This window comes from Escherichia sp. 93.0816 (genome assembly GCF_013368855.2).
GTDB classification, from domain to species: Bacteria; Pseudomonadota; Gammaproteobacteria; order Enterobacterales; family Enterobacteriaceae; genus Escherichia; species Escherichia ruysiae.
Genome location: NZ_JABWNC020000011.1, coordinates 26,141 through 51,906 on the forward strand (window position 1 = coordinate 26,141; position 25,766 = coordinate 51,906).

The 25,766-nt window shown below is 51.0% G+C and carries 28 protein-coding genes; 16 read left to right on the forward strand and 12 right to left on the reverse strand.

Features of this window, described 5'->3' with window-relative positions; genetic code table 11:
• Window positions 1–43 precede the first annotated feature (43 nt).
• Window positions 44–1,108 (reverse strand): L-ascorbate 6-phosphate lactonase, encoded by a 1,065-nt coding sequence (gene ulaG, locus HEM79_RS13105; protein WP_176241484.1) that lies wholly within the window; start codon window positions 1,106–1,108, stop codon window positions 44–46.
• Window positions 1,109–1,462: 354 nt separating this feature from the next.
• On the opposite strand from ulaG, the gene ulaA reads away from it, so the two are divergent.
• Genes ulaA through ulaF form a run of 6 tightly spaced genes read left to right on the forward strand, consistent with a single transcriptional unit; the run spans window position 1,463 to window position 5,869 of the window.
• The gene (gene ulaA / locus HEM79_RS13110) at window positions 1,463–2,860 is read left to right on the forward strand and encodes a PTS ascorbate transporter subunit IIC (protein ID WP_001355100.1); all 1,398 of its coding nucleotides are present in this window, start codon (window positions 1,463–1,465) and stop codon (window positions 2,858–2,860) included.
• Window positions 2,861–2,875: 15 nt separating this feature from the next.
• Entirely contained in the window at window positions 2,876–3,181 is a 306-nt protein-coding gene (gene ulaB / locus HEM79_RS13115; RefSeq protein ID WP_000218362.1) for a PTS ascorbate transporter subunit IIB, read from the forward strand.
• A 9-nt stretch (window positions 3,182–3,190) separates the two neighbouring features.
• Window positions 3,191–3,655 carry a PTS ascorbate transporter subunit IIA gene (ulaC, locus tag HEM79_RS13120; protein WP_032314391.1) on the forward strand — a complete coding sequence of 155 codons (465 nt, stop codon included), beginning with the start codon at window positions 3,191–3,193 and terminating at the stop codon, window positions 3,653–3,655.
• 13 nt (window positions 3,656–3,668) lie between these two features.
• Entirely contained in the window at window positions 3,669–4,319 is a 651-nt protein-coding gene (gene ulaD / locus HEM79_RS13125; protein ID WP_000056749.1) for a 3-keto-L-gulonate-6-phosphate decarboxylase UlaD, read from the forward strand.
• Window positions 4,320–4,328: 9 nt separating this feature from the next.
• Window positions 4,329–5,183: an L-ribulose-5-phosphate 3-epimerase UlaE gene (gene ulaE / locus HEM79_RS13130; RefSeq protein ID WP_176241483.1), complete on the forward strand. Its 855-nt coding sequence runs from the start codon at window positions 4,329–4,331 to the stop codon at window positions 5,181–5,183.
• On the forward strand, window positions 5,183–5,869 hold the full coding sequence (gene ulaF, locus HEM79_RS13135) for an L-ribulose-5-phosphate 4-epimerase UlaF (RefSeq protein ID WP_176241482.1): 687 nt from the start codon (window positions 5,183–5,185) through the stop codon (window positions 5,867–5,869). The genes ulaE and ulaF overlap by 1 nt, the downstream gene beginning before the upstream one ends.
• Window positions 5,870–5,996: 127 nt before the next feature.
• On the opposite strand, the gene yjfY is transcribed toward ulaF, so the two are convergent.
• The gene (gene yjfY / locus HEM79_RS13140) at window positions 5,997–6,272 is read right to left on the reverse strand and encodes a DUF1471 family protein YjfY (protein WP_000492914.1); all 276 of its coding nucleotides are present in this window, start codon (window positions 6,270–6,272) and stop codon (window positions 5,997–5,999) included.
• Window positions 6,273–6,598: 326 nt separating this feature from the next.
• Here yjfY and rpsF point away from each other — a divergent pair, with 326 nt between their 5' ends.
• The 4 genes from rpsF to rplI are packed head-to-tail and all read left to right on the forward strand — an operon-like array spanning window position 6,599 to window position 8,038.
• Window positions 6,599–6,994 carry a 30S ribosomal protein S6 gene (gene rpsF, locus HEM79_RS13145; RefSeq protein ID WP_001216676.1) on the forward strand — a complete coding sequence of 132 codons (396 nt, stop codon included), beginning with the start codon at window positions 6,599–6,601 and terminating at the stop codon, window positions 6,992–6,994.
• A 6-nt stretch (window positions 6,995–7,000) separates the two neighbouring features.
• On the forward strand, window positions 7,001–7,315 hold the full coding sequence (priB, locus tag HEM79_RS13150; protein WP_016159978.1) for a primosomal replication protein N: 315 nt from the start codon (window positions 7,001–7,003) through the stop codon (window positions 7,313–7,315).
• A gap of 4 nt (window positions 7,316–7,319) precedes the next feature.
• On the forward strand, window positions 7,320–7,547 hold the full coding sequence (rpsR, locus tag HEM79_RS13155; protein WP_000135199.1) for a 30S ribosomal protein S18: 228 nt from the start codon (window positions 7,320–7,322) through the stop codon (window positions 7,545–7,547).
• Window positions 7,548–7,588: 41 nt separating this feature from the next.
• Window positions 7,589–8,038: a 50S ribosomal protein L9 gene (rplI, locus tag HEM79_RS13160; RefSeq protein WP_001196062.1), complete on the forward strand. Its 450-nt coding sequence runs from the start codon at window positions 7,589–7,591 to the stop codon at window positions 8,036–8,038.
• A gap of 100 nt (window positions 8,039–8,138) precedes the next feature.
• On the opposite strand, the gene HEM79_RS13165 is transcribed toward rplI, so the two are convergent.
• From HEM79_RS13165 to HEM79_RS13190, 6 genes are all read right to left on the reverse strand, one after another.
• Window positions 8,139–9,416, reverse strand: a complete 1,278-nt coding sequence (locus HEM79_RS13165; RefSeq protein WP_001033619.1) for an MFS transporter — start codon at window positions 9,414–9,416, stop codon at window positions 8,139–8,141.
• Window positions 9,417–9,508: 92 nt separating this feature from the next.
• Window positions 9,509–11,581 (reverse strand): FAD-dependent oxidoreductase, encoded by a 2,073-nt coding sequence (locus HEM79_RS13170; protein WP_176241481.1) that lies wholly within the window; start codon window positions 11,579–11,581, stop codon window positions 9,509–9,511.
• Window positions 11,578–13,119 carry an acyl CoA:acetate/3-ketoacid CoA transferase gene (locus tag HEM79_RS13175; protein ID WP_176241480.1) on the reverse strand — a complete coding sequence of 514 codons (1,542 nt, stop codon included), beginning with the start codon at window positions 13,117–13,119 and terminating at the stop codon, window positions 11,578–11,580. The genes HEM79_RS13170 and HEM79_RS13175 overlap by 4 nt, the downstream gene beginning before the upstream one ends.
• 9 nt (window positions 13,120–13,128) lie before the next feature.
• Window positions 13,129–13,905, reverse strand: a complete 777-nt coding sequence (locus HEM79_RS13180) for an enoyl-CoA hydratase/isomerase family protein (protein WP_176241479.1) — start codon at window positions 13,903–13,905, stop codon at window positions 13,129–13,131.
• Between the two features lie 9 nt (window positions 13,906–13,914).
• A complete protein-coding gene (locus tag HEM79_RS13185; protein WP_054628142.1) occupies window positions 13,915–14,757 on the reverse strand; it encodes a sugar phosphate isomerase/epimerase family protein in 843 nt (280 codons plus the stop codon).
• Window positions 14,758–14,766: 9 nt separating this feature from the next.
• Window positions 14,767–15,558: a 3-ketoacyl-ACP reductase gene (locus tag HEM79_RS13190; RefSeq protein ID WP_176241478.1), complete on the reverse strand. Its 792-nt coding sequence runs from the start codon at window positions 15,556–15,558 to the stop codon at window positions 14,767–14,769.
• Between the two features lie 211 nt (window positions 15,559–15,769).
• Here HEM79_RS13190 and HEM79_RS13195 point away from each other — a divergent pair, with 211 nt between their 5' ends.
• Window positions 15,770–16,417, forward strand: a complete 648-nt coding sequence (locus tag HEM79_RS13195) for a TetR/AcrR family transcriptional regulator (protein ID WP_010348212.1) — start codon at window positions 15,770–15,772, stop codon at window positions 16,415–16,417.
• Here the strand turns inward: HEM79_RS13195 and ytfB are convergent.
• Window positions 16,401–17,039: a cell division protein YtfB gene (gene ytfB / locus HEM79_RS13200; RefSeq protein WP_176241477.1), complete on the reverse strand. Its 639-nt coding sequence runs from the start codon at window positions 17,037–17,039 to the stop codon at window positions 16,401–16,403. The two genes, HEM79_RS13195 and ytfB, sit on opposite strands and share 17 nt — an antisense overlap.
• Window positions 17,040–17,255: 216 nt before the next feature.
• On the opposite strand from ytfB, the gene fklB reads away from it, so the two are divergent.
• The 4 genes from fklB to HEM79_RS13220 all read left to right on the forward strand — a co-directional run bounded on the left by fklB (window position 17,256) and on the right by HEM79_RS13220 (window position 22,432).
• Window positions 17,256–17,876, forward strand: coding sequence for an FKBP-type peptidyl-prolyl cis-trans isomerase (gene fklB, locus HEM79_RS13205; protein WP_176241476.1), 621 nt, complete (start codon window positions 17,256–17,258; stop codon window positions 17,874–17,876).
• 308 nt (window positions 17,877–18,184) lie between these two features.
• Complete coding sequence (gene cycA / locus HEM79_RS13210) at window positions 18,185–19,588, forward strand: D-serine/D-alanine/glycine transporter (RefSeq protein WP_064525833.1); 1,404 nt, start codon at window positions 18,185–18,187, stop codon at window positions 19,586–19,588.
• Between the two features lie 133 nt (window positions 19,589–19,721).
• A complete protein-coding gene (locus HEM79_RS13215; RefSeq protein WP_176241475.1) occupies window positions 19,722–20,879 on the forward strand; it encodes a hypothetical protein in 1,158 nt (385 codons plus the stop codon).
• Window positions 20,880–20,911: 32 nt separating this feature from the next.
• Window positions 20,912–22,432: a hypothetical protein gene (locus tag HEM79_RS13220; RefSeq protein ID WP_176241474.1), complete on the forward strand. Its 1,521-nt coding sequence runs from the start codon at window positions 20,912–20,914 to the stop codon at window positions 22,430–22,432.
• A 58-nt stretch (window positions 22,433–22,490) separates the two neighbouring features.
• Here the strand turns inward: HEM79_RS13220 and ytfE are convergent, their stop codons facing one another.
• The 3 genes from ytfE to qorB all read right to left on the reverse strand — a co-directional run bounded on the left by ytfE (window position 22,491) and on the right by qorB (window position 25,195).
• Window positions 22,491–23,153, reverse strand: a complete 663-nt coding sequence (gene ytfE / locus HEM79_RS13225) for an iron-sulfur cluster repair protein YtfE (RefSeq protein ID WP_016159984.1) — start codon at window positions 23,151–23,153, stop codon at window positions 22,491–22,493.
• Between the two features lie 107 nt (window positions 23,154–23,260).
• Window positions 23,261–24,226, reverse strand: a complete 966-nt coding sequence (locus tag HEM79_RS13230) for a DMT family transporter (protein ID WP_176241490.1) — start codon at window positions 24,224–24,226, stop codon at window positions 23,261–23,263.
• Window positions 24,227–24,334: 108 nt separating this feature from the next.
• The gene (gene qorB / locus HEM79_RS13235; protein ID WP_176241473.1) at window positions 24,335–25,195 is read right to left on the reverse strand and encodes an NAD(P)H:quinone oxidoreductase; all 861 of its coding nucleotides are present in this window, start codon (window positions 25,193–25,195) and stop codon (window positions 24,335–24,337) included.
• 88 nt (window positions 25,196–25,283) lie between these two features.
• Between qorB and HEM79_RS13240 the strand changes: the two genes are divergently transcribed.
• Window positions 25,284–25,664 (forward strand): winged helix-turn-helix transcriptional regulator, encoded by a 381-nt coding sequence (locus HEM79_RS13240; RefSeq protein ID WP_001317588.1) that lies wholly within the window; start codon window positions 25,284–25,286, stop codon window positions 25,662–25,664.
• Window positions 25,665–25,766 lie beyond the last annotated feature (102 nt).

A 25,766-nucleotide genomic window follows, 5' to 3' on the forward strand; every position in this document is an offset into this window, starting at 1 on the left:
GATAGCGCGAACATCTCTACGCTATCCGGTATAAACGACACGATTACAGGAACGATTTGAACGGCAGATCCGGTTCAATAGTGAAGCAATCGTCAAAACCACGCGGATAGTGGTACTCGAAGTTGTCTTTATCCAGCGGCCAGGTGAACTTGCCACCAACCTGCCAGATAAACGGCTTGAAGCCATACTTCAGGCGGTCTTTTTTCATTTCCCACAGCATGCGGATCTCTTGCGGATCGGCCTGGAAGTTTGACCAGATATCGTGGTGGAACGGGATAACCACTTTCGCATTCAGGGCTTCACCCATACGCAGCATATCGGCACTGGTCATTTTGTCGGTAATACCGCGCGGGTTCTCACCGTACGATCCTAACGCCACGTCGATCTGATGCTCGTTACCGTGCTTCGCATAGTAGTTAGAGTAGTGGGAATCGCCGCTGTGATAAAGGGAACCGCCAGGCGTTTTGAACAGGTAGTTCACCGCGCGATCGTCCATACCATCTGGCAGTACGCCCGCCGCTTTTTGATCCGCAGGCAGGGTAATCAGTGCAGTACGATCAAACGCGTCAAGCGCATGAATTTCAATGTCTTTCACTTTTACTACATCGCCTGGTTTGACCACGATGCAACGTTCTTTCGGCACGCCCCAGCCAATCCATAAATTCACGCAGGTTTTCGGCCCAATAAACGGTACGTCATCAGCGCAGTTTTGTATCACGGCGGCTGCCACGTTCACGTCGATATGATCGTTGTGATCGTGCGTCGCCAGCACGGCGTCGATCTGGCGAATAGCAAACGGATCTAGAACAAACGGCGTGGTACGCAGGTTTGGTTGCAGTTTTTTCACGCCCGCCATGCGCTGCATCTGGTGACCCTGTTTCATCAGCGGGTTGCCGTGACTTTGTTTGCCAGTACCGCACCAGAAATCGACGCAAACGTTAGTGCCACCTTCTGATTTCAACCAGATCCCGGTACAGCCGAGCCACCACATCGCGAATGTGCCTGGTGCGACCTGCTCCTGTTCAATTTCTTCATTCAGCCAGCTACCCCACTCCGGGAAAGTACTCAGGATCCAGGATTCACGGGTGATACTTTTCACTTTACTCATCGCCATTTACCTTCATGATGGTTCAATTCGAATCAATAATTGATTGGTTTTGATTAATCCTGACACTATTTTTTCAGGAAGGCAATGACCATTTTTTGACTTTCGGCCTGGTGAGTTGTTGTGAATTTTGGCTGTGGAAAGATTTAATGGAATGTGTAATCAAATTAACCGAATGAATTTAAATGATTAATTGTTTCTTTATGTGAATCGCATACTTTCGTTGTGGAATTATTTGCGTGCCGCGTCACATTTAATCATAAATAATCTTGTTGTGATTACTTTTGAAAATTAGAGTGAGTGCACAACATTCCGGGTGTGTGGAATACCCGGTTACCTCTTCTTCAGGAGATCGTTATGGAGATCCTCTACAACATCTTTACCGTGTTTTTTAACCAGGTCATGACCAATGCCCCATTGTTGCTGGGTATTGTGACCTGTCTGGGCTACATCCTGCTGCGCAAAAGTGTCAGCGTGATTATCAAAGGTACGATTAAAACCATTATTGGTTTCATGTTGTTGCAGGCAGGGTCCGGCATCCTGACCAGCACCTTCAAACCGGTGGTGGCGAAAATGTCGGAAGTTTATGGCATTAACGGTGCGATTTCAGATACCTATGCCTCAATGATGGCGACCATCGAACGTATGGGTGATGCCTATAGCTGGGTGGGTTATGCGGTGCTGTTGGCTCTGGCGTTGAACATCTGTTACGTGCTGCTGCGTCGAATTACTGGCATTCGTACCATCATGCTGACTGGTCACATTATGTTCCAGCAGGCAGGGCTGATTGCGGTAACGCTGTTTATCTTCGGCTACTCCATGTGGACGACCATTATCTGCACTGCGATTCTGGTTTCGCTCTATTGGGGCATCACCTCCAACATGATGTACAAGCCGACTCAGGAAGTGACGGACGGCTGCGGTTTCTCCATTGGTCACCAGCAGCAGTTTGCATCATGGATTGCCTACAAAGTCGCGCCGTTCCTGGGCAAGAAAGAGGAGAGCGTTGAAGACCTCAAACTGCCAGGTTGGCTGAATATTTTCCACGACAACATCGTCTCCACGGCGATTGTGATGACCATCTTCTTTGGCGCCATTCTGCTCTCCTTCGGTATCGACACTGTACAGGCGATGGCAGGCAAAGTGCACTGGACGGTCTACATCCTGCAAACCGGTTTCTCCTTTGCGGTAGCGATTTTCATCATCACTCAGGGCGTGCGCATGTTTGTGGCGGAACTCTCTGAAGCGTTTAACGGTATCTCCCAGCGCCTGATCCCGGGTGCGGTTCTGGCGATTGACTGTGCGGCTATCTATAGCTTCGCGCCGAACGCCGTGGTCTGGGGCTTTATGTGGGGCACCATCGGTCAGCTGATTGCGGTTGGCATCCTGGTTGCCTGCGGCTCTTCGATCCTGATTATTCCTGGCTTTATCCCGATGTTCTTCTCCAACGCCACCATCGGTGTGTTCGCTAACCACTTTGGCGGCTGGCGCGCGGCGCTGAAGATTTGTCTGGTGATGGGGATGATCGAAATCTTTGGCTGTGTCTGGGCGGTGAAACTCACCGGTATGAGCGCCTGGATGGGCATGGCGGACTGGTCAATTCTGGCACCGCCGATGATGCAGGGCTTCTTCTCTATCGGTATCGCCTTTATGGCCGTCATCATCGTCATTGCACTGGCTTATATGTTCTTCGCTGGCCGCGCACTGCGCGCAGAAGAAGATGCAGAAAAACAACTGGCAGAACAATCTGCTTAATAAGGAGTTTTGATTATGACCGTACGTATTCTGGCTGTGTGTGGCAACGGACAAGGCAGTTCCATGATCATGAAGATGAAAGTGGATCAGTTTTTAACCCAGTCGAACATCGACCACACGGTAAATAGCTGCGCGGTTGGCGAATACAAAAGTGAGTTGAGCGGCGCGGATATCATCATCGCTTCTACGCATATTGCGGGCGAAATCACCGTTACCGGCAACAAATATGTCGTTGGTGTGCGCAATATGCTCTCTCCTGCCGACTTTGGCCCGAAACTGCTGGAAGTGATCAAAGAGCATTTCCCGCAGGACGTGAAGTAAGGACGCGCCATGAAATTACGTGATTCGCTGGCGGAAAATAAATCCATTCGTCTGCAGGCCGAAGCTGAGACCTGGCAGGAGGCGGTGAAAATCGGCGTTGATCTGCTGGTGGCTGCGGATGTCGTCGAGCCGCGTTACTACCAGGCGATTCTGGATGCTGTTGAACAGCACGGCCCGTACTTCGTGCTCGCACCAGGCCTGGCAATGCCGCACGGACGCCCGGAAGAGGGCGTTAAGAAAACCGGCTTTGCACTGGTGACGCTGAAAAAGCCGCTGGAGTTCAACCACGAAGATAACGACCCGGTAGATATCCTCATCACCATGGCGGCGGTCGATGCCAACACTCACCAGGAAGTGGGCATCATGCAGATCGTCAACCTGTTTGAAGATGAAGAGAATTTCGACCGTTTACGCGCCTGCCGTACCGAGCAGGAAGTACTGGATTTAATTGACCGCACCAACGCGGCTGCTTAAGAAGGAATTGAAGATGTCATTACCCATGTTGCAAGTCGCGCTGGACAACCAGACTATGGATAGCGCCTACGAAACCACTCGCCTGATTGCCGAAGAAGTCGACATTATCGAAGTGGGCACCATTCTGTGCGTGGGCGAAGGCGTGCGTGCGGTTCGCGATCTTAAAGCACTCTACCCGCATAAAATTGTGCTGGCAGACGCCAAAATTGCCGATGCGGGCAAAATCCTTTCTCGTATGTGCTTCGAAGCCAACGCTGACTGGGTGACCGTGATTTGCTGCGCGGATATCAACACCGCCAAAGGCGCGCTGGACGTGGCGAAAGAGTTTAACGGCGACGTGCAGATCGAACTGACTGGCTACTGGACCTGGGAACAGGCGCAGCAGTGGCGTGACGCAGGCATTGGGCAGGTGGTTTATCATCGCAGCCGTGACGCGCAGGCCGCCGGCGTGGCCTGGGGCGAAGCGGACATTACCGCGATCAAACGCCTTTCCGATATGGGCTTCAAAGTGACCGTCACCGGTGGCCTGGCGCTGGAAGATCTGCCGCTGTTCAAAGGCATTCCGATTCATGTGTTTATCGCAGGTCGCAGCATCCGTGATGCCGCTTCTCCGGTTGAAGCCGCGCGTCAGTTCAAACGTTCCATCGCCGAACTGTGGGGCTAAGGAGCGGATATGTTGTCCAAACAAATCCCGCTTGGCATCTATGAAAAAGCACTCCCCGTCGGGGAGTGCTGGCTGGAACGGCTGCAACTGGCAAAAACGTTGGGTTTCGATTTTGTCGAGATGTCGGTGGATGAAACTGACGATCGCCTGTCGCGCCTCGACTGGAGCCGCGAGCAGCGTCTGGCGCTGGTGAATGCAATTGTGGAAACCGGCGTGCGCGTGCCGTCTATGTGCCTTTCTGCTCATCGTCGTTTTCCGTTGGGCAGCGAAGATGATGCAGTGCGGGCGCAGGGGCTGGAGATTATGCGTAAGGCCATCCAGTTCGCGCAGGACGTCGGCATTCGCGTGATCCAACTGGCGGGCTATGACGTTTACTACCAGGAAGCCAATAACGAAACGCGTCGTCGTTTCCGTGACGGCCTGAAAGAGAGCGTTGAGATGGCGAGCCGCGCGCAGGTGACGCTGGCGATGGAGATTATGGATTACCCCCTGATGAACTCCATCAGCAAGGCTTTGGGCTACGCGCACTATCTCAACAACCCGTGGTTCCAGCTCTACCCGGATATCGGCAACCTGTCGGCGTGGGATAACGACGTGCAGATGGAATTGCAGGCCGGAATAGGGCATATCGTTGCAGTGCATGTGAAAGACACCAAACCGGGCGTCTTCAAAAACGTGCCGTTTGGCGAAGGTGTGGTGGATTTCGAACGTTGCTTCGAAACGCTCAAGCAGAGTGGTTATTGCGGGCCGTACCTGATTGAGATGTGGAGTGAAACGGCGGAAGACCCGGCGGCGGAAGTGGCGAAAGCGCGTGATTGGGTGAAAGCGCGCATGGCCAAAGCGGGCATGGTGGAGGCGGCATAATGCAAAAGCTCAAACAACAGGTGTTTGAAGCCAATATGGATCTGCCGCGCTACGGGCTGGTGACCTTTACCTGGGGCAACGTCAGCGCCATTGATCGCGAGCACGGGCTGGTGGTGATCAAGCCCAGCGGCGTCGCCTACGAAACCATGAAAGCGGACGATATGGTGGTGGTCGATATGAGCGGCAAGGTGGTGGACGGTCAGTATCGCCCGTCTTCCGACACCGCGACGCATCTCGAACTCTACCGCCGTTACCCGTCGCTTGGCGGCATTGTCCATACCCACTCCACTCATGCCACCGCATGGGCGCAGGCGGGGCTGGCAATTCCGGCGTTAGGCACCACGCACGCTGACTACTTCTTTGGCGACATCCCGTGCACGCGCGGATTAAGCGAAGAAGAGGTGCAGGGTGAGTACGAACTGAACACCGGCAAAGTGATTATCGAAACGCTGGGTGACGCCGAGCCGCTGCATACACCGGGAATTGTGGTGTATCAGCACGGACCATTTGCCTGGGGGAAAGATGCTCACGATGCGGTGCATAACGCGGTGGTGATGGAAGAAGTGGCGAAGATGGCGTGGATTGCGCGCGGCATTAACCCGCAGCTTAATCCCATCGACAGCTACCTGATGAATAAACACTTCATGCGTAAGCATGGTCCCAATGCCTATTACGGGCAGAAGTAAAACACGTGCTGCGGAAATTTCCTTCTTCGGGAGATAACTGGTCTGATTCCGCAGCCGTTTTCAAAAAAAGCCCCCTGAGAAGGGGGCAAAGCAAACTATGGCAATGTTTCGTTGGTTATACCTGGTGCTAGCGATAAATATCCGCGCTGGCGTGCATGTTGCCGTTACTCCCCGGTTCCCGCATCAGAATCACGTGGTAGTACGTTGCGCCTTGCGCATCTGTCTCTTCATTCAGTGCCTGGCGAGCTTCACTTTCAGTGGCGAAGTTATGGTTGATATAAATCACGCCTAAGCTCTGTACGTCGTCCATATTTCTGGCCTGGTGATTATTAATTTCAATGGCTGCCCATGTATTTGCACTTAGCAAAAGCACAGCCAGAAGGGCTAAAACACGGCTGAACATAGATACCTCCTCGACGGCTGTCTTTGTGTGCTCTCCTCTGTGATGATCTTCTGATTTAATTTTAATCAATGATAAAGAAGTTGATGGTGACCATTTCTGATGCAGTTGTTCAAAAAAACACCGTAATGGAATGTGATGAACTTCAAATCAGCGGGTTAGTACGATTTGGCGAAAGGTGAGATTTATTTGTCGGCTGGCCTTGAGTTTAGTGGGGTATACCAGTACTATAACGCGTCATTTTTCAGCCGCCCTTTAACACGTTCCTTGCCTCCATGGGCTGCGGCTGACCCAGACAGGAGGCTGAATAATCCGTAAGGAGCAATTCGATGCGTCATTACGAAATCGTTTTTATGGTCCATCCTGACCAGAGCGAACAGGTTCCGGGCATGATCGAGCGCTACACTGCTGCCATCACTGGTGCAGAAGGCAAGATCCACCGTCTGGAAGACTGGGGCCGCCGTCAGCTGGCTTACCCGATCAACAAACTGCACAAAGCTCACTACGTTCTGATGAACGTTGAAGCGCCGCAGGAAGTGATCGATGAGCTGGAAACTACCTTCCGCTTCAACGACGCCGTTATCCGTAGCATGGTAATGCGTACTAAGCACGCCGTTACCGAAGCATCTCCGATGGTTAAAGCGAAAGACGAGCGCCGTGAGCGTCGCGATGATTTCGCAAACGAAACCGCTGATGATGCTGAAGCTGGGGATTCTGAAGAGTAATTTCTGATGACCAACCGTCTGGTGTTGTCCGGCACCGTGTGCAGGACTCCCCTTCGAAAGGTCAGTCCATCAGGAATTCCTCACTGCCAGTTCGTGCTTGAGCATCGTTCTGTGCAGGAGGAAGCCGGTTTTCACCGGCAGGCGTGGTGCCAAATGCCCGTTATTATTAGCGGACACGAAAACCAGGCCATTACTCACAGTATAACGGTCGGCAGTCGCATAACCGTTCAGGGGTTCATTTCATGCCACAAGGCGAAGAACGGACTGAGCAAAATGGTTTTGCATGCCGAGCAGATTGAATTGATAGATTCTGGAGACTAGCCATATGGCACGTTATTTCCGTCGTCGCAAGTTCTGCCGTTTCACCGCGGAAGGCGTTCAAGAGATCGACTATAAAGATATCGCTACGCTGAAAAACTACATCACCGAAAGCGGTAAGATTGTCCCAAGCCGTATCACCGGGACCCGTGCAAAATACCAGCGTCAGCTGGCTCGCGCTATCAAACGCGCTCGCTACCTGTCCCTGCTGCCGTACACTGATCGCCATCAGTAATCGGTCACGGTCCATTAATACGACTTTGAGAGGATAAGGTAATGCAAGTTATTCTGCTTGATAAAGTAGCAAACCTGGGTAGCCTGGGTGATCAGGTAAACGTTAAAGCGGGCTACGCTCGTAACTTCCTGGTACCGCAGGGTAAAGCTGTTCCAGCTACCAAGAAAAACATTGAATTCTTCGAAGCACGTCGCGCTGAACTGGAAGCTAAACTGGCTGAAGTTCTGGCAGCAGCTAACGCTCGCGCTGAGAAAATCAATGCACTGGAAACTGTTACCATCGCGTCTAAAGCTGGCGACGAAGGTAAACTGTTCGGTTCCATCGGTACTCGCGACATCGCTGACGCTGTAACTGCAGCTGGCGTTGAAGTGGCTAAGAGCGAAGTTCGTCTGCCGAACGGCGTTCTGCGTACCACTGGCGAACACGAAGTGAGCTTCCAGGTTCACAGCGAAGTATTCGCGAAAGTGATCGTAAACGTAGTAGCTGAATAATTCGTTATTCAACGAGACGTAAAAACGCCGACCATTGGTCGGCGTTTTGCTTTATAGCGAAAGCGTTACAACTGGAGTATAACGCTCTGATATCTATTAATTAGCTTGTCGCTAGCTGTACTTGCGGTTCTTCATCTTTAACTTTGATAAGCGTCCACAATGCAATAGCGCCAATAATGTCAAAGAAAGCCAGGGCAATAAAGAACGGTGCGAAGCCGATAATGTGAACGAATGCCCCGATGAACAGGTTGAAAATCAACTGACCGCTCCACGCACAGGCTCCTGCCATACCCACTGCGGTAGCCACTTCGTCTTTTTTGAACAGATCGCCGCCCAAAGTTGCTGCAACGGTAGAAAGGCATTGATGCGAGAACGCGCCAATACTAATCAGTAACACGGCAATGTAGGGATTTTCGACAATACTCACCAGGCCAATCGTCATCATAATGACGGCTGCAATAGTGAAGGTAATTCTTCGTGAGTTAATTAAACTTACGCCGCGATCGTGGAAGAACTTCGCGACAAAACCGCTGGCTAAACAGCCGAGATCGCCCAGCAGGAAAGGTAGCCAGACGAACATGGCGATTTCTTTCAGGCTAAAATGCAGCGTTTCAACAAAGAAAATTGGCACCCAGAAGTTAATCGTTCCCCATGCCGGATCAGCGAGAAAACGCGCGATGCCAATCCCCCAGAAATTACGTTGGCTGAGGATATGCTTGATTGACGTTTTTTCTTTCTTATCTGTTTTAAGATGCTGTTCTTGCCCTGATTCAATATAGTGGCGCTCTTCATCAGAAAGGCGTTTGGCATCTTTTGGATCTTTATAACAAAAGAACCAAAATAAAGCCGCGAGCAAAGCAAGGCTACCTGAGACAATAAACGCAAATTGCCAGCTATGAAACATAATGCACCAGGCAATTAGCGGTGGTGCAAGCATCGCGCCGAGTGAGGTGCCCATATTGAAAACACCTGTTGCCACGCCACGCTCTTTTGCCGGGAACCATGTTGATGCGGTTTTTACACCGGCCGGAATTGCCGACGCTTCGCTGAAACCCATCAGGGCGCGCATAAATGCCAGACCTGACCATGTTCCGGTCAGCGCATGACCCATTGTTGCCAGCCCCCATACTGCGGCGCAAATCGCAAAACTCAATTTCAGACCAACAGTGTCAATAAAGAATCCCATTACCGGTTGACCCAATGTATAGGCCAACTGGAATGCACTGACAATCCATGAATATTGCTCTTTGGTTATTCCAGTTGTCTCCATAATAGTTGGAGCTGCAATACCTAACGCCGTTCTGTCCAGATAATTGATTACAGTGATAAAGCATACGAGGGCAATCATATGCCACCGGTAATTTTTTATTTTATTCATGTTTAAACCTTTTAATTATATTAATAAACCCTGGTTGTTGGTAATTCCGTGTAATAGTTAATAAAAATCAGGTACAGAGAACATATTAAAAATTATTGTGTGTAAATCTCTCCCTTTAGAAAATCTGGCCAGTTTTTTTCAAAGTAAATACCATTAATACGCGGTAGCACACGTAACGACTTCACTTCAGTAATAAAAGAGTCTTGTGAATAATGAATAGTTAATTTGTTATTTTTATCGTCAGCGAGTTCAGAGCGAAAACGCCATTCTTCTTTTGCACCCTGACGAGTTTGCGGTAGACATTCGCCTTGTGGATCAATAACCATCCGCGCCCCACGGCTGCCGCCGCCTGCATCAATATAATGCGTCAACTGTGTCAATACGGCGGCAGACGTCAGCGCCATATGCCGCCACATAAATAGCTCGGCAATTTCGCCAACATGGTTGATGGTCAAACCGTGTTGTTGCACAAACTCACTTAACAGCAGGGCGTCACGGGCGGCGTGACGAACTTTATCGGCATGACAAATAAATCCGGCGTAATCAGACATTCGCGCCTGGATTTTTTCTTTCACCGCAGCCAGCGCCATTCCATTTTCGTTTGCCAGCGCCTGAGCGATGATCTCTCTGATTGAATTTAGTGCCGGAGATGCCAGTTGTGCGACATCATCTTCAACAGATCGCTTTTGTGTGCAGCCAATAAAACGCGCCAGACGCACGGCAAAAACCTGTCCGGCATTCAGCGCCGCGCCGCCAGGTCGGGTAACACCGTGAGTTCCGGCGACTTCTCCCACCGCAAAACAACCGGGCAGAGAAGTTTGCCCCCAGATATCAACCTCAATGCCGCCATTCATATGCTGATTGTTCATGGCAAACTGCAACGGCTGCGTGGTGAGATCGTAACCGTGCATCTTATACAGCGAGATAGACAGCGGATTCATTCGTTGCAGGCGTTCGATGGGTGATGGTGCCAGAGCATCGTTATTTTCCAGATACGTGCGAACGTCGTCGTCCAGTCGATCTAATGAGAATGGCAAATCACCAGGAACCGCTTCAGGATTTCGCTTGAAATCCATAAATACCTGACGCCCTGATTGCTGCTCTTGCGCCACTGCCATATCTAACAAGCTGGAGCCAAAATCCATCACCCGCGTGGCGTGGAACGGCCACTGATAGCCTTTACGGAAGATGTTTGAAGCCAGTTCCTGGGTGGTGCGATAGTAATCCGCGAGGAAGTTATACTCGTTGCCCTCGGCATCCACGGAATAGATATATGGGATCACCTGCACATAGGTGCCGGATAAATTCCACGGAAACGTGCTGCGCGGCGTGCCTATACCAAACTGGCTTTCGGTCAGATTGGTTAGCGTCAGACCTTCTTCCAGCGCCAGCCCCAGCGAGCCAAAGCATTTATGCGGATAAACACTGTCGCGATAAAGCTCGCCCGGCCCGCCTGTTGCCAGTACCACATTGGGCGCAGTGACAATTGCCAGTCCCCACGGGTTATGGGCGCGGGAACCGGTTGCGAGGATAGCTCCGGCCACGCGATCTTCGCCATTCTCTCCGCGTTGATGCAGCAGTTTGATAACTGTCGCGCTGGTTAACAATGGGATGGAAAGACGCTGCACTTCTTCGAGCAATACTTTCACCATCAGACGAGAAGTGCGCGGCCCACAGGAGGTTGCGCGTCCGGCTTCGTCATGGTCGGTCTGATAACGGAGAATCGCGCCATAGCGATCTTCCGGTAATTCCAGACCGAGATATTGCAGCCCGCCAAGGGTATGCAGGGAACCGACCGCTTCAACATACGCCGTGTCGTGATCCATCGCACCGCCACTCGCCAGTGCTTCGGCAAGTTTGGTGAAGTTGTCGCCGTTGCCCGCCGTAGCGGCGGTAAACAGCGTCTGTTTATCGGAACCGGAGCAGGCCGATGTTCCCATGTATAACCCGGCGGTGGCGATCAGCACATTTTGCTGGCGACGTTTCAGTTCAACCGCCGCACGTAATCCTGCCGCGCCGCTACCAACGACCAGGGCATCTGTTTGCCAGAGTGGGTAGTCAACACCGCCCACCGTGATAATTGACGTTGGCTCTGTTGACACAAAACCCTTCGGGAAGGTGACGTGGGTCAGCGCATCGAGGATGGCGTCATCAGGCTGGCTCATGCGTCCTCCATCGGCGTAAAAAGGCTACTTTCCATCAGGCGCGGCTGGTTGATAATTGGACGGAAGGCCATATACGGCAGAATGTCGCGGTCAATCTCCACGCCCGGCGCGATTTCAATTAATTCAACGCCTTCTGCCGTTAACTGGAATACCGCACGTTCAGTGATATACAGTACTTCCTGATCGCTTTGCTGTGCGTAGGCGGCGCTAAAGGTGATTTTTTCCACCTGAGTAACCAGTTTGGGGATTTGACCTGGCTGGGCGATATGCAAGCCATCTGGTGTTACATCAATCTTGCTGCCTTTGGCGTCGAACGTGCCGCAGAACACCACCTTACGGGCGTTTTGCGCAATTTCGAGAAATCCGCCAGGGCCAATCAGATTGCCATTGAGATGTGAGACGTTGACGTTACCATGCTGATCCATCTCGCCCATGCCGAGGAAAGTAATGTCGATGCCGCCGCCGCTGTAGAACTCGAATTGATCCAGCGAAGGGATAATGGCGTCGGCGTTACGGGCGCAGCCGAAAAACGCGTCATCAAGCATCATACCGTTATGCACGCCTTGCTCGACGCTTAGCCATAAACTTTGGTAAGGAACGCCTTCACGCAGCGCAACCCCAGGAATACCTCCGGGGATACCAAAGCCAAAGTTGGTTGAAGCGCCTGCCACCAGCTCGCGCGCTGCCCGACGGGCAATTAAGCGACGTACCGGATGACTAACCAGTTCAATAGCGTCGTTAGAACTCAGACGGCGATGTTGACCGCTGATCGTCAGGTCGTAACCGCCAAGATAGGTTTGCGGTTGTTCGCGGTATTCAACGATGCCATCAACCAGAATCCCCGGTAATTTGACCCGACGTGGTTCAATAGCGCCAGCTTCCAGTACATCGCGCACCTGTACGAACACTTTGCCACCGCTGTTGTGTGCTGCCAGCGCCATCGAATAGCTATCCATATCAATCGCTTCTTCTTCGAGGCTGACGTTGCCACGTGGGTCGGCATAAGTGCCACGTAAAATGGCATAGTCCACTTTGAAAGGGCGATAGCGGAGTTTGGTTTCGCCATCAATTTCGTTCAGTTCTACCAGATCCTCGGTGGTGCAAGCGTTCGACTTTCCGCCGCCATTGCGTGGATCAACAAATGATCCCAGGCCAACGTGGGTAAAAAGTCCCGGACGTCCGGCACCAATTTCCCGCAGCAATGCCTGAATCACACCGCCTGGGAAGCAGTAGGCTTCAATGGCATTGTTCTTCACCAGTTCCTGCATTTTGGGCGACCAGGTAAAGTGTCCGGCAATAATGCGTTTGAGCATTTCAGCATGAGCGAAGCGGTTCGTGCCTTTGCAGTCGCGATCGCCAATGCCCAGCGAGTGGATTAGCGTCAGGTCGCGTGGATGTCCGGTTTGCAGGAAGCGCGCTTCAATGGCTGCCAGAATATGGTCGGCTTCCACCATACCGCCGCCGTTACCGCTAATGGCAATGGTTGCGCCATCCTGAATTTGCGCCGCCAGTGCCTCGGCGGTTGTTATCTTACGCATACAATTTCCTTATTGATTATGGAAGCTCACGCTACTTTTTTCGGCAAATGCCTGCGTCGCCTGCTGGCAATCCTGAGTGGCGGACATTAATCCAGCCAGTAACTGGTGTGGGTATTCAGCGTGTTTATTTTCCAGTGCCAGAATCAGCTGCTTAATATGCGCCAGTGCCACCGGACCACATTTTTCCAGCTGCGCTAACTGGTTCGCCATCCAGCTTTCCACCTGTTCTTTTTCTACTACTTCATCAATTAAATTCGCCGCCTGGGCTTCATGTGCCGTCAGGCGTTTACCCAGCATCAGCATCTGGCGACCGACCACCGGGCCGACCTGATTAAGCACGCGTTCAATGCCCATCCAGCCAGGCACCATGCCGAGCATGACTTCCGGGTTAGAAAATTTCGCGCTGGGGCGAGCGATTCGAATATCGCAGCACAAGGCGAGTTCAATACCGCCGCCGATGGTATGACCGTTGAGATTCGCAACCGTTAATTGCGGTAAATTGCGCAGACGATTAAAAACGTCATTACCGCGTTTAATCCATTTTCTGCCCATATCTAATGGCGAATAGGCCGACCACGATTTAATATCACCGCCCGCACAAAAGAATTTATCGCCGGTTGCCGTTAATTCGACTAATCGTAATGTGGTGTCGTTTTCAATTTCATTTAAATAATGGTCGAGAGATTGAATCATCTCTTCGTTAATAGCATGACATTTATCTTCACGGTTCAACGTCAGACGGCAGGAAGCCGCCGCTCTGCTGAACAGAACGGGTTGGTCATTCATGATTATTCCTTAGCAATAATGCGCGATGCGATCGACGCTAATATCCAGCGTGCTGTTAATATCTTTCTGCCACCAGTACGGTGAGAATATTTCCAGTTCAATAGCGCCATTAAATCCGGCGTTTTCAACCAGTCGACGAATTGACGGAATATTTATCACGCCATCTCCCGGCATTCCCCGGTCATTGACCAGATCGGTGGTCGGCACTAACCAGTCGGAAACATGAAACGCGAGAATACGTTTTCCGGCGCGCAGGATCTGACTGGCGAGATCCGGATCCCACCAGACGTGATAAACATCCACCGCCACGCCGAGGCCAAACTCCCCATCGGGATCGAGTTCATCACACCAGTCCAGCGCCTGGCGTAACGTGCACAAACAAGAGCGATCGGCGGCGGTCATTGGGTGCAGTGGCTCCAGCGCAATTGGCACGCCGACATCTTTCGAATGTGGCAGTAACTGGCGTATCCCTTGTTTCACCTGTTCCCGTGCTTCATACAGATCTTTTGTGCCCTGTGGTAAGCCGCCAACCACCTGCATATAACAGGCGGCGTTCAGCACCGCTGCGTCGTCCAGCGCCCGACGGTTATCATCAATCGCCAGTTTGCGTTCTGCCAGCGTCGGCGCGGTGTAGTAGGTGCTACGACATAAACCGGAAACGCTCATGTTACTGGCGGCAAGCTGGCGGGCGATCTGCTGAAGATCTTCGCCCTGCAACTCTCTGCGCCAGGGGGCGATCGCACCAATACCGCGTGCGGCGCAGGCATCAATAATGGCGGGTAGCGGGGTTTTATAGCCCAGCGTCGCGGTATTGATGCTGAATAAATCCGGGCGTTGTAACAGATCTCTCATGGTTCAGCCTCAGAAACGCGGCATACTTAAGCCACCGTCGATGGCGACGGCCTGACCACAGGTGTAAATCAGTTTGCCTTCCGCCATCGCGCGGACAGTGGAGGCGATATCAGCCGGATAACCCCAACGTCCCCACGGCACCAGTCCCTTAGCGATCAGTTCGTCGTAATAAGCCGTTGCCGGAATAGTCATATCGGTTTTGATTAGACCAGGGCGCACTTCATAGACGCCAATTTGTTCGTTGCAAAGGCGAGCGGCAAACAGACGAGCAGCGGCAGAAACGGCGGTTTTAGCGATGGTATATTCGCCGCGATTCATCGCCAGCATGATAGCGTTGATTGAGCTGACAAAAATAATCGAGCGGTGCGGGAATTCTGTTTCTGGTTTTGGCTCTGCGAGCAGACGTTTACTGAATGCCTGTGCGAGGAAGAACGGCGCGCGGGTGTTAATGGCAATGTTTTGGTCGAAACTGTCTGGTTCGAGGTCGAGGAGATCACCGCGTTTTTTCACAGAAATGCCCGCGTTATTGAGCAGGCAGTCCAGACGCCCCCACTGATTTTGCGCCGCGTCGAGCATCTCTTCATGCAGGGAGAGATCGCCAACATCGGCAGGGAAGCAAATCACTTCCACGCCTTCTGCCATACATTCCTGTTGCGTGGCATGTAATTTTTCTACGCTGTCGGCATCGGGGCGATCGTTAATCAACAGATTAAATCCGCCACGGGCAAGCTCCAGCGCGCACCCCTTACCAATGCCACGTGCGGCTCCAGTGATGACGGCAACAGGACGAGTGGATTTCATACAATAGCTCTCTTTTTGAATATTGTTTCCCTAAGTGACGATTAGCTTGCGACGTGCGGCAAGAAAGATCAACCATCTGGTTGGTTGATATGCGATAGTGATCACAGGACATTTGATAACCCGATGAAAGTACAAGTTTTTAGCCTTTTTACTGGAGCTTCTAATTAATCGGGTTAAGATAGTCATCTTGAAGAGGTCGTGGGGAAGCGTTATGTATCTTGATACCAGCAACGTACAGAGCCTGAAGGAAAAGCTGCTGTTATGTGCGGTTAATGAATTTGCCGAATATGGTTACGAAGGAGCCAGAGTCGATAATATTGTTAAGGCCGCAGGGTGCAGTAAACAGACGGTTTATCACCACTTTGGTAATAAAGAAAATTTATTTATCGAAGTGCTGGAATATACCTGGAACGATATTCGACAAAAAGAAAAATCCCTGGATGTTTCAGGTCTTCCTCCACAAAAAGCAATTGAAAAAATCATCGATTTTACCTGGGATTATTACATTGCTAACCCCTGGTTTTTAAAAATTGTGCATAGTGAAAACCAGAGTAAAGGTGTGCATTATGCAAAATCACAGCGTCTTTTAGAAATTAACCATGCGCACTTGCAGTTAATGGAATCTTTGTTGGCTGAAGGGAAGAGGCTCAATATTTTTAAGCCAGATATCGACCCGTTGCAGGTGAATATTAATATTGCCGCGCTCGGGGGATATTATTTGATCAACCAGCATACGCTTGGCCTGGTTTATCACATCAGTATGGTTTCACCGCAGGCGCTGGAAGCCAGACGTAAGGTCATCAAAGAGACGATCCTTAGCTGGCTTCTCGTTGACCCTTCATCTACCGCGCACGAATAAAACTGCCATCTGGCTGGCGGGTAAACAGAACCTGTTGATTATTCCCCGTATCAATGGTTAAGCCCGTCACTACGCCGCTGGCGTTCTGGCGGATTTGTACCAATTGCCCATTTTGCAAATTACTTAGCGGCTTGCCCGCGCCTTCTACCTGCGCCATCGCATAGACATCGGTAGCGGGTAGTCCGTGGTCGCGGAACAATTGCGCCATCGTTTTACCCGGTTCGACACGATAAGAGCGCCACTGATTATCAATTCCGCTATCTGGCTGGAATGGTTGCGTTTGAGTGGTTTGCGGCTGATCTTCCGGCTGGCCTTCCTGTATCGGTTCAGGGGCGACCGGAGCCACCTGATCAGGATCATTTTGTGGGGTAACTAATTGCGCCCGCAGTTGTTCTTCCGTTGGCGGTTGTGATTGTGACTGAATATCCAGCTGCGCTTCACGCGTCACCACCGGCGCGTTGTGCGTATCATCAGACGGAAGCAGAAAACCGACCACCAATACAATGGCGGCAATAATGATCCCCCGACGATGCATCGGCGGCAGCGGGTCCATGAAGCGAAAATTGTCCGGCGCGTGCCAGACTTTCTCCAGGGTTGGTTTTAGTTCAAAGCGCCCGGGCATGGTTTCCTCCTGCTCCGCGTCTTGTTCCTCAATCATAGCCTATGAATAAGCTAACGCTATGATGTCCGTGGTAAACCCGCCTTTATTATATTCATACGGGATATTGCTATTGTTTCTTTTTCCCCGTGATTTGTCATCATTCCCGCGACAAAGTTTTACCCAAAGAAGTGTGGCTGATATGCTGCCGCTACTTTATACCCGAAGAAAGGAAATACGATGACCACTCCAACTTTTGATACCATCGAAGCGCAAGCAAGCTACGGTATTGGTTTGCAGGTAGGGCAACAACTGAGTGAATCTGGTCTGCAAGGGCTGCTGCCAGAAGCACTGGTTGCGGGCATTGCCGATGCGCTGGAAGGTAAACATCCGGCTGTTCCGGTTGATGTGGTGCACCGCGCGCTGCGTGAAATTCACGAACGTGCCGATGCCGTTCGTCGTCAGCGTTTCCAGGCGATGGCTGCCGAAGGTGTGAAATACCTGGAAGAAAACGCCAAGAAAGAGGGCGTGAACAGCACCGAATCTGGCCTGCAATTCCGCGTGATCAATCAGGGTGAAGGCACAATTCCTGCGCGTACCGACCGCGTTCGCGTTCATTACACCGGTAAACTGATCGACGGTACTGTATTTGACAGCTCCGTTGCCCGTGGTGAACCGGCTGAATTCCCGGTTAACGGCGTGATCCCAGGATGGATTGAAGCACTGACTCTGATGCCGGTAGGTTCTAAATGGGAACTGACCATTCCGCAGGAACTGGCTTATGGCGAGCGTGGCGCAGGCGCGTCCATCCCTCCGTTCAGTACCCTGGTGTTTGAAGTCGAACTGCTGGAAATCCTCTAAGCAGCGCATTCTGTTCCCCTCGAGCCAGAGGGGAGCAGGCATTCAGCAATAAACCCTTCAGTTTGCCAAACGACGCTATTTTGTGTTGCAAAGACCACGTAAGCGTGTATTTTTGTGAGCTGTTTCGCGTTATCACCGTGATATGACACTCACTTTAAACATTAAATTAACATTAGATCTAAATCTTAGTATTCATCCCGCGTATTGTTACCTAATATCGATGAGTCCCGATACAGATTCGTCGTATCATAGACTGACTAAAGGCCGCAGAGCCTGAACAACACAGACAGGTACAGGAAGAAAAAAACATGGTAGATCAGGTAAAAGTCGTTGCCGATGATCAGGCTCCGGCTGAACAGTCGCTACGGCGCAATCTCACAAACCGACATATTCAGCTTATTGCCATTGGCGGTGCCATAGGTACAGGGTTGTTTATGGGTTCCGGTAAAACAATTAGTCTTGCCGGGCCGTCGATCATTTTTGTTTATATGATCATCGGTTTTATGCTCTTTTTCGTGATGCGGGCAATGGGGGAATTGCTGCTTTCGAATCTGGAATATAAATCTTTTAGTGACTTCGCTTCCGATTTATTAGGACCGTGGGCAGGATATTTCACCGGCTGGACTTATTGGTTCTGTTGGGTAGTTACTGGTATGGCGGATGTTGTCGCTATTACCGCTTATGCGCAGTTCTGGTTCCCGGGGCTTTCCGACTGGGTGGCGTCGCTGTCGGTGATCATTCTGTTGCTGGTTCTTAATCTCGCCACCGTGAAAATGTTCGGTGAGATGGAGTTCTGGTTTGCGATGATCAAAATCGTCGCCATCGTGTCGCTGATTGTCGTTGGTCTGATCATGGTGATGATGCACTTCCAGTCTCCGACCGGTGTGGAAGCGTCGTTCGCGCATTTGTGGAATGACGGCGGCTGGTTCCCGAAAGGCTTAAGCGGCTTCTTTGCCGGATTCCAGATAGCGGTTTTCGCTTTCGTGGGGATTGAGTTGGTCGGTACAACGGCTGCGGAAACGAAAGATCCGGAGAAATCACTGCCACGCGCAATTAACTCCATTCCGATCCGCATCATTATGTTCTACGTCTTCGCGCTGATTGTAATTATGTCTGTGACGCCGTGGAGTTCTGTGGTCGCGGAGAAAAGCCCATTTGTTGAACTGTTTGTGCTGGTGGGGCTGCCTGCGGCGGCAAGCGTGATTAACTTTGTGGTGCTGACCTCTGCGGCTTCTTCTGCTAACAGTGGCGTATTCTCTACCAGCCGTATGTTGTTTGGTCTGGCGCAGGAAGGCGTCGCGCCGAAAGCGTTCGCTAAACTCTCTAAACGCGCAGTACCTGCGAAAGGGCTGACCTTCTCTTGCATCTGTCTGCTCGGCGGCGTGGTGATGTTGTATGTGAATCCAAGCGTGATTGGCGCGTTCACGATGATCACGACAGTTTCCGCGATTCTGTTTATGTTCGTCTGGACGATTATCCTTTGTTCGTACCTGGTGTACCGCAAACAACGTCCGCACCTGCATGAGAAGTCGATCTACAAGATGCCTCTCGGCAAACTGATGTGCTGGGTATGTATGGCGTTCTTTGTATTCGTCATCGTGCTGCTGACGCTGGAAGATGACACCCGTCAGGCGCTGCTGGTTACCCCGTTGTGGTTTATTGTACTGGGGCTGGGCTGGCTGTTTATTGGTAAAAAACGCATGGCGAAGTAATGCCGCGTTTATAACTCTGAAAGGCACCTGCGGGTGCCTTTGTCTTTATATATTCCTAAAAAAATCTACCATCATAGACAGCCCTCAGGCGCGAGCTTACCGTGGATCTTTGCCACTCGTTGCAGAGTTCATTATGGTTAAGCGCAGTTGGTTATTCATCGCCGCATTACCTCTCTCCATTTCACCTTCCTGGGGCGCAGATTTTTATTACCGCCAGCAGGAGAAAGGCACGGTTTACGTTGCCGAACAGAAGGGGAAAAAAGATGAAATCCTCTCCGAATTACCGGATATTAATTTTTCCCGCCTTTGGCGTATTGCCAATTTAGCCAATAAACAAGATTGCCGCTTACTGTCCGATTTTAATCCCGATAAGTTCGATTGCGATGATGAGGGGGATTGCCAGCATACCTGGCTCACCGATGGTCGCACTGTTCTTTGGGCAGGCAAAGTCCTGAAAAATCCATCCGGTAAGCCTAATGTCGATGCCGCCAGTTTTCAGGCATTCGGCGCTTTTGCTGCCGATAAGCGCAGTATCTATTTTGACGGCCAGCGTACCGATGATAATAGCGGTGATAAGCAGGTGGATATGTCAACGCTGGAAGAGACAGATATCTGGAATTTACTGCGTGATAAAAATAGTCTTTGGCATAAAGGTCGCTGGCTGGGTGATGCCGATGGATTTCAAATCGTGCGGCATTATTCATCAATGCAATTTGTTGTGCTGACAAATTCGCAGGTGATTGTTAATGGCAAGCCTCTGCCCGCCGATCGTAAAACCTTTCAGATTAAACGTTGGATGCCTGGCGAACGGTTGGTTTATCGCGATAAAAGCGGCGAGCATGACTATGAGCTTGCGGATATTGGCTATCGCTGTGCGCCCTTTAATAGTGGTCTGAATAACGTTTCCTGGCTCAAACATAAAGCCACTCCTGCGGGCAGTGAGTGTGTTTATGAAACGCTGGTGGGGGTTGATCCGGAATATTTCTATCTGTTTGTTCAGAATATCGGTTTATATAAGAACCAAATTTATAAAGTAACAACCAATTCTCTGGGAGAAGGGGAGTTGATTAATCTCAGGCCGGAAGATCTCTCCGACTCACTTGAAGCAGGTGGACACTGGAGATTAAATAAAACGTATATATCTCCAGACGGGCAGCTTTACGCTCAACAATCGATGGAAAGGGAGGAAAAGAACACTCAACAAGGTGAATGGCTGCGTTATAACCTGGGTGTGGGAGGATGGTCATCGGTGAAGCAACCCCCGAGCGGGCTGAAACCCTTATTTAAATAACCTCTTCACGCTAACAGCTTCAGGATGACGCTATGTTGCCAATTAAACCCGTTTGTCTCGTACTGGCTTTATTTTCAACCACCTCACTAGCCTGCTCCGGTGTGCCTTCTGCTGCGTTTTACTACCAGCCGTGGGGGCAAGGAACAAAATATATCGTTGAAGATAGTGACAATTATGGACTCTATTTCCCGGATATTCATTTACCGCAGGTCAAGTTTAAGCAACTTCGCCGCGTACCCAACGGCACTGATGATGAATATGATTCTCCAGACAATATCAATAATGATTTTGTACAAGTGGATGCTGGCGCTTATATCAGAACCAACGGTGGCTGGCGTTTTGACTGGCTGACAGATGGTCGCCATATTTTATGGGCAGGGAAAATCGTTCAGAATCCGCCGGGAACACCGAAAGTCGATGTCGCAACATTCCGCGCATGGGGGCGTTTTGCCGCCGATAAGGACAGCCTCTATTTTGATGGTGAACGCACGGATGATAATCACGGTGAAAAACAGGTCGATATGGATTCGCTGCAACAAGTCGGCGGGCGCGTTCGTTCAGGTGATTCTGCGGATGTGCTCAAAGATCGCCGCAATATTTACTTTCAGGGGCGCTGGTTGGGCAGTGCGCAAGGCTATTCTATTCTTGGCGTTAAATCCTGGACCCGGCGAAATATTATCTATTCCCCCAATAGCTGTGAAAGCAAAAGTAATCCAGGGCCGTGGGATACCGTCTGGCGAACCCAATCGCAGGTCTTTGTGAATGGAGATGTCATCAACGCCGATCCGGATACCTTTCATATTGTGCGCTGGATAGCCGGTTCACAGTTGATTTATCGCGACAAAGACGGGGAGAAACGTTATGCGTTTGGTAAAGATTGCCGAAATACTTTTGACCTACAGAGGGAGAAAGTAACATGGATGAAGCGTGATGCTTCCTGGCGCGCCAATGACTGCCGGGTTGCGACCATTCCTGATGTTGATCCGGAATATTTCCGCCCATTGACGGATAATGTGGCGCAATATAAAGATTCGCTCTATCTGGTGAAGTATGTTTCTGCGGTAGAAAAAACACTGTCGGTTATTCATTTACCTGACCCGCAACAAGAATTACAGGAAGGCATTAATATTGTCGGGAATAAAGTTTATTTCATTGCGAGCGATGATGTGAATATTTTCGATATTAATGGGCATTGGATGTGGTTTAAAAATGCTGACGGTGAATTGTCGAAACGTGTAGCGTTTGACGATAAATATATGTATTTTATCGGTGGTGGTACGATTGCAATCTTTGAACTTAAAGGAAAATTAACATGGTTTAAAACGCCCGAGGGGAAGGAGTCTGATACTTTTGCACATGATGATAAATATATCTATTTTCTTGATGATGCTTTGGTAAATGGTGGGCAGCGGCGTAATGAAACCCAGGATATGAATAAGGCTTATATCGATAAAAATAATGATTTAGTAACCGTTGAAGGGGCTTATTATTGGCTGAATAATGAATTTTTCCAGACCAGTAGATATAAAAGATTGTTCCAGAGTGGTGAATAACGCAATGTAATATGAAAACGCACCTGATAGTGTAAACCAGGTGCGTTGATCTAAAAAATCACTCACCCGCCAGTGCGCGCGGGAAAAGTACATTGTTTTCCAGACTGATGTGCTCCATCAGGTCATCAATCAGTTCATTAATGCCGTTATACATCGCTTTCCAGGTGGTGCAGGCTTCCGGCGGCGGTGTGACGTTATTGGTCGTGTGTTTAATCACTTCCAGCAGTTCGCCCGCTTCATCGTGCTCGCTTTCCATTACGCTGATTGGTCCCATCGCCTGGCTGCCCATGCCTTGTTTAATCATCGGGAAGAGAATTTGCTCTTCTTTCATCATATGGCTGGAAAGCTCTTCATGCAGCATGGTCAGGTATTTTGTCAGCCCTTTTGGCACGCTCGGTTTGTCGGCGTGAACGCGCTCGACTTTGGTGGCTTGCAGAATCAGTTCCGGCAGTTGTTCGCGGTGACGATCGTGGTAGCGCACGATGATATGGTCGATGATTTCCGCCAGCGGCGCGCTACGCCAGTCTTTCTCAATCGGTTGTTCAGCAAGCTTTGCCAGTTCGGCTTCAATGGCGTCAACATCCAGCTCCTTACGTGCCGCCGCGCGCGCCAGCGTCTGCTTACCGCCGCAGCAGTAATCCATATCATATTTACGAAACAGAGCCGAAGCGCGAGGAATAGAGAGCGCCAGTTCACCTAAAGGTTGGTCGCGATAAGCCATAGCTGATACCTCATTCTTAATAAGATAAGATGCATTTTAAATGCATCTTTAAGTTAAAAGCTATAACCCTTACGTAGCAGAGGCTTATTTAACAGACTGGCAAGGTGTCAACTTTCAGAGACAGGTTCGGTTAAAGGTTTTTCTGGTTTTGCTCTGACCGCAATGACCACACCGACCACTAACAGCGCGATACCGCCCAGCGTCATCAGCGGCGGCATTTGCTGGCGGAGTAAAAAGGTGTACAGCAAACCTGCCAGCGTTTCGAAAACAATCAACGGTCCGAGAATCACTGTTGGTAATCGCTGGCTGGCGACGTTCCAGCAAAGTGCGCCGACCCATGAGCAAAGCACGGCGATAGCAATCATCAGGCTAATAAATACCAGCGGACGGGGGCCAAAAGGTAGAGAGAAGTCCGGCGTTTGCGTATTCAGCCAGTAACAAGCAATGAGATAGCCGATGAGCGAAACCGGCAGCGTGACCAGCGCCTGCGCCGTCGCCCACATCATTGGATGTTTGTCTGGATTTTCCCGCAGCCAGCGGGCGTTGCGTAGGGCATACCACGCCCAGCAGACCACGGAAACTAACGCCAGCACGATACCCGAGGTATAACGTGCCCAGTCAAAATTGGGGAGTCCGTGGTTTAACTCAGCAATATTCACACACGCCAGGCCGATGCCAATACAAACCAGCGCCGGAGCGAGTTTTCCCCATGCGAGTTTGCCGTCGCGCTGGCTATAAAGCAGATTGGCGAAGACAGGAATAACTACCGGCAGGGTGCCGATAATCATCGTGGAAACAGGCGCGCCGATACGTTGAATGGCACTGGCAAGGCAAAAATAATAAATCAGGTTGCCCATCATGGTGAGCATCAAGGCGGTAAACCAGTCGCGACGCGCCAACTGACGCAGACGCATGCGTCCCAGCCAGGCAATGGGCAGTGCAATTAATCCTAACGCCAGATAACGCCCCATCGACTGCAACATCGCCGGGTATTCCGGCACGATCAACGGCCCGACAAAAATAAGCCCCCACATCAACCCTGCTAGCAGGGCGTACAACACGCCGCTAATCATCACTGGCATCCACTGGTCTGTCAGAAGAAATGTTCAGGAAGCAGACATGGTTGCTCCCGGCATCCCGTCATTATCAGAGAGGATGCGGGAGGATGCCACTTTAATTAACTAGTTATTAACATTAAAAAGATTGCTTACGCTTTCGGCTAACGTTGTCGTCGGGCGGCCAATCAATTTGCTCAGCGTTTTGCTGTCATCAAACAGACCACCTTTCGATGCGCCAACGTCAGAATCAGCCAGCATGTCCGCCAGTCCGGCAGGAAGACCAACGCTTTTCAGCGCAGCGGCGAAATCGGCTTCGCTCAGGTTCTGGTAGGTAACCGGCTTGCCGCTCTGTTTGGTCAGCTCTGCCGCTAACTGTGTCAGCGTCCAGGCGCTGTCGCCCGCCAGTTCGTAAACCTTGCCTTCGTGACCAGCTTCGCTAATCACGCGCGCGGCAGCGGCTGCATAATCTGCCCGCGTTGCTGAGGCAATTTTGCCATCGCCAGCCGCACCGATGAATACGCCGTGCTCCAGTGCTGCCGGGGCGCTGGCAAGGTAGTTCTCGGTGTACCAGCCGTTGCGCAGCAGGGTATAAGCGATACCAGAATCAGCCAGCATTTTCTCCGTCTCGATATGCTCAGCAGCCAGGCCGAGCGGAGATTTATCCGCGTGCAGCAGACTGGTGTACGCAATAAATTTCACGCCAGCCGCCTTTGCTGCATTAATAACATTACGATGCTGCGGGGCACGTTGACCCACTTCGCTGGAAGAGATCAGCAGCAGTTTTTCCACGCCCTGTAGCGCAGATGTCAGTGCGGCTTCATTGCCGTAGTCAGCCTGACGCACGGTAATGCCTTGCGCGATTAATGCCTGGGCTTTTGCCGGATTACGTGCGATAGCCACTATTTGGCTGGCAGGGACGGTTTTCACCAGGGACTCAATAACATAGTGACCAAGTTGGCCGGTTGCGCCGGTAATAGCGATCATGGGAAGTCTCCATCGGTTTGTCTTGTGTTTAAATACGCTACCACCTAAACTTACTTTTAGTAAGTACGCACAAAAAGGTAAGTGTGAAATGAGTCAGGTTAGTCTGTCGCAACAACTGAAAGAGGGAAATCTCTTCGCTGAACAGTGCCCGTCGCGCGAGGTGCTGAAACACGTCACCAGTCGTTGGGGAGTGTTGATTCTGGTGGCGCTACGCGAAGGCACTCATCGTTTTAGCGACCTGCGCCGTAAAATGGGCGGGGTGAGTGAAAAGATGCTTGCGCAGTCGTTACAGGCGCTAGAGCAGGATGGTTTTCTTAACCGTATCGCGTATCCGGTGGTGCCGCCGCATGTGGAATATAGCCTCACGCCGCTGGGCGAGCAGGTGAGCGAAAAGGTTGCTGCACTGGCGGACTGGATTGAGTTGAATTTGCCCGAGGTGCTGGCGGTGCGGGATGAACGTGCGGCATAACTGCCGGATGCGCTGCGCTTATCCACCCTGCATTTCATGACTTGTATGGCGGATAAGATGCGTCAGCATCGCATCCGCCAATAAGTGCCGGATGCGATTTGT

Coding starts and splice junctions, on each gene's coding strand:
- cycA (WP_064525833.1), top strand. CDS start 18,185: ATGGTAGATCAGGTAAAAGTCGTTGCCGATGATCAGGCTCCGGCTGAA.
- HEM79_RS13220 (WP_176241474.1), top strand. CDS start 20,912: ATGTTGCCAATTAAACCCGTTTGTCTCGTACTGGCTTTATTTTCAACC.
- ytfE (WP_016159984.1), bottom strand. CDS start 23,153: ATGGCTTATCGCGACCAACCTTTAGGTGAACTGGCGCTCTCTATTCCT.
- yjfY (WP_000492914.1), bottom strand. CDS start 6,272: ATGTTCAGCCGTGTTTTAGCCCTTCTGGCTGTGCTTTTGCTAAGTGCA.
- ulaG (WP_176241484.1), bottom strand. CDS start 1,108: ATGAGTAAAGTGAAAAGTATCACCCGTGAATCCTGGATCCTGAGTACT.
- HEM79_RS13180 (WP_176241479.1), bottom strand. CDS start 13,905: ATGAATGACCAACCCGTTCTGTTCAGCAGAGCGGCGGCTTCCTGCCGT.
- ulaB (WP_000218362.1), top strand. CDS start 2,876: ATGACCGTACGTATTCTGGCTGTGTGTGGCAACGGACAAGGCAGTTCC.
- HEM79_RS13195 (WP_010348212.1), top strand. CDS start 15,770: ATGTATCTTGATACCAGCAACGTACAGAGCCTGAAGGAAAAGCTGCTG.
- rpsR (WP_000135199.1), top strand. CDS start 7,320: ATGGCACGTTATTTCCGTCGTCGCAAGTTCTGCCGTTTCACCGCGGAA.
- priB (WP_016159978.1), top strand. CDS start 7,001: ATGACCAACCGTCTGGTGTTGTCCGGCACCGTGTGCAGGACTCCCCTT.
- fklB (WP_176241476.1), top strand. CDS start 17,256: ATGACCACTCCAACTTTTGATACCATCGAAGCGCAAGCAAGCTACGGT.
- HEM79_RS13170 (WP_176241481.1), bottom strand. CDS start 11,581: ATGAGCCAGCCTGATGACGCCATCCTCGATGCGCTGACCCACGTCACC.
- ulaC (WP_032314391.1), top strand. CDS start 3,191: ATGAAATTACGTGATTCGCTGGCGGAAAATAAATCCATTCGTCTGCAG.
- HEM79_RS13240 (WP_001317588.1), top strand. CDS start 25,284: ATGAGTCAGGTTAGTCTGTCGCAACAACTGAAAGAGGGAAATCTCTTC.
- HEM79_RS13185 (WP_054628142.1), bottom strand. CDS start 14,757: ATGAGAGATCTGTTACAACGCCCGGATTTATTCAGCATCAATACCGCG.
- ytfB (WP_176241477.1), bottom strand. CDS start 17,039: ATGCCCGGGCGCTTTGAACTAAAACCAACCCTGGAGAAAGTCTGGCAC.
- ulaA (WP_001355100.1), top strand. CDS start 1,463: ATGGAGATCCTCTACAACATCTTTACCGTGTTTTTTAACCAGGTCATG.
- ulaE (WP_176241483.1), top strand. CDS start 4,329: ATGTTGTCCAAACAAATCCCGCTTGGCATCTATGAAAAAGCACTCCCC.
- HEM79_RS13215 (WP_176241475.1), top strand. CDS start 19,722: ATGGTTAAGCGCAGTTGGTTATTCATCGCCGCATTACCTCTCTCCATT.
- HEM79_RS13165 (WP_001033619.1), bottom strand. CDS start 9,416: ATGAATAAAATAAAAAATTACCGGTGGCATATGATTGCCCTCGTATGC.
- rpsF (WP_001216676.1), top strand. CDS start 6,599: ATGCGTCATTACGAAATCGTTTTTATGGTCCATCCTGACCAGAGCGAA.
- ulaF (WP_176241482.1), top strand. CDS start 5,183: ATGCAAAAGCTCAAACAACAGGTGTTTGAAGCCAATATGGATCTGCCG.
- HEM79_RS13175 (WP_176241480.1), bottom strand. CDS start 13,119: ATGCGTAAGATAACAACCGCCGAGGCACTGGCGGCGCAAATTCAGGAT.
- rplI (WP_001196062.1), top strand. CDS start 7,589: ATGCAAGTTATTCTGCTTGATAAAGTAGCAAACCTGGGTAGCCTGGGT.
- HEM79_RS13190 (WP_176241478.1), bottom strand. CDS start 15,558: ATGAAATCCACTCGTCCTGTTGCCGTCATCACTGGAGCCGCACGTGGC.
- ulaD (WP_000056749.1), top strand. CDS start 3,669: ATGTCATTACCCATGTTGCAAGTCGCGCTGGACAACCAGACTATGGAT.
- HEM79_RS13230 (WP_176241490.1), bottom strand. CDS start 24,226: ATGATTAGCGGCGTGTTGTACGCCCTGCTAGCAGGGTTGATGTGGGGG.
- qorB (WP_176241473.1), bottom strand. CDS start 25,195: ATGATCGCTATTACCGGCGCAACCGGCCAACTTGGTCACTATGTTATT.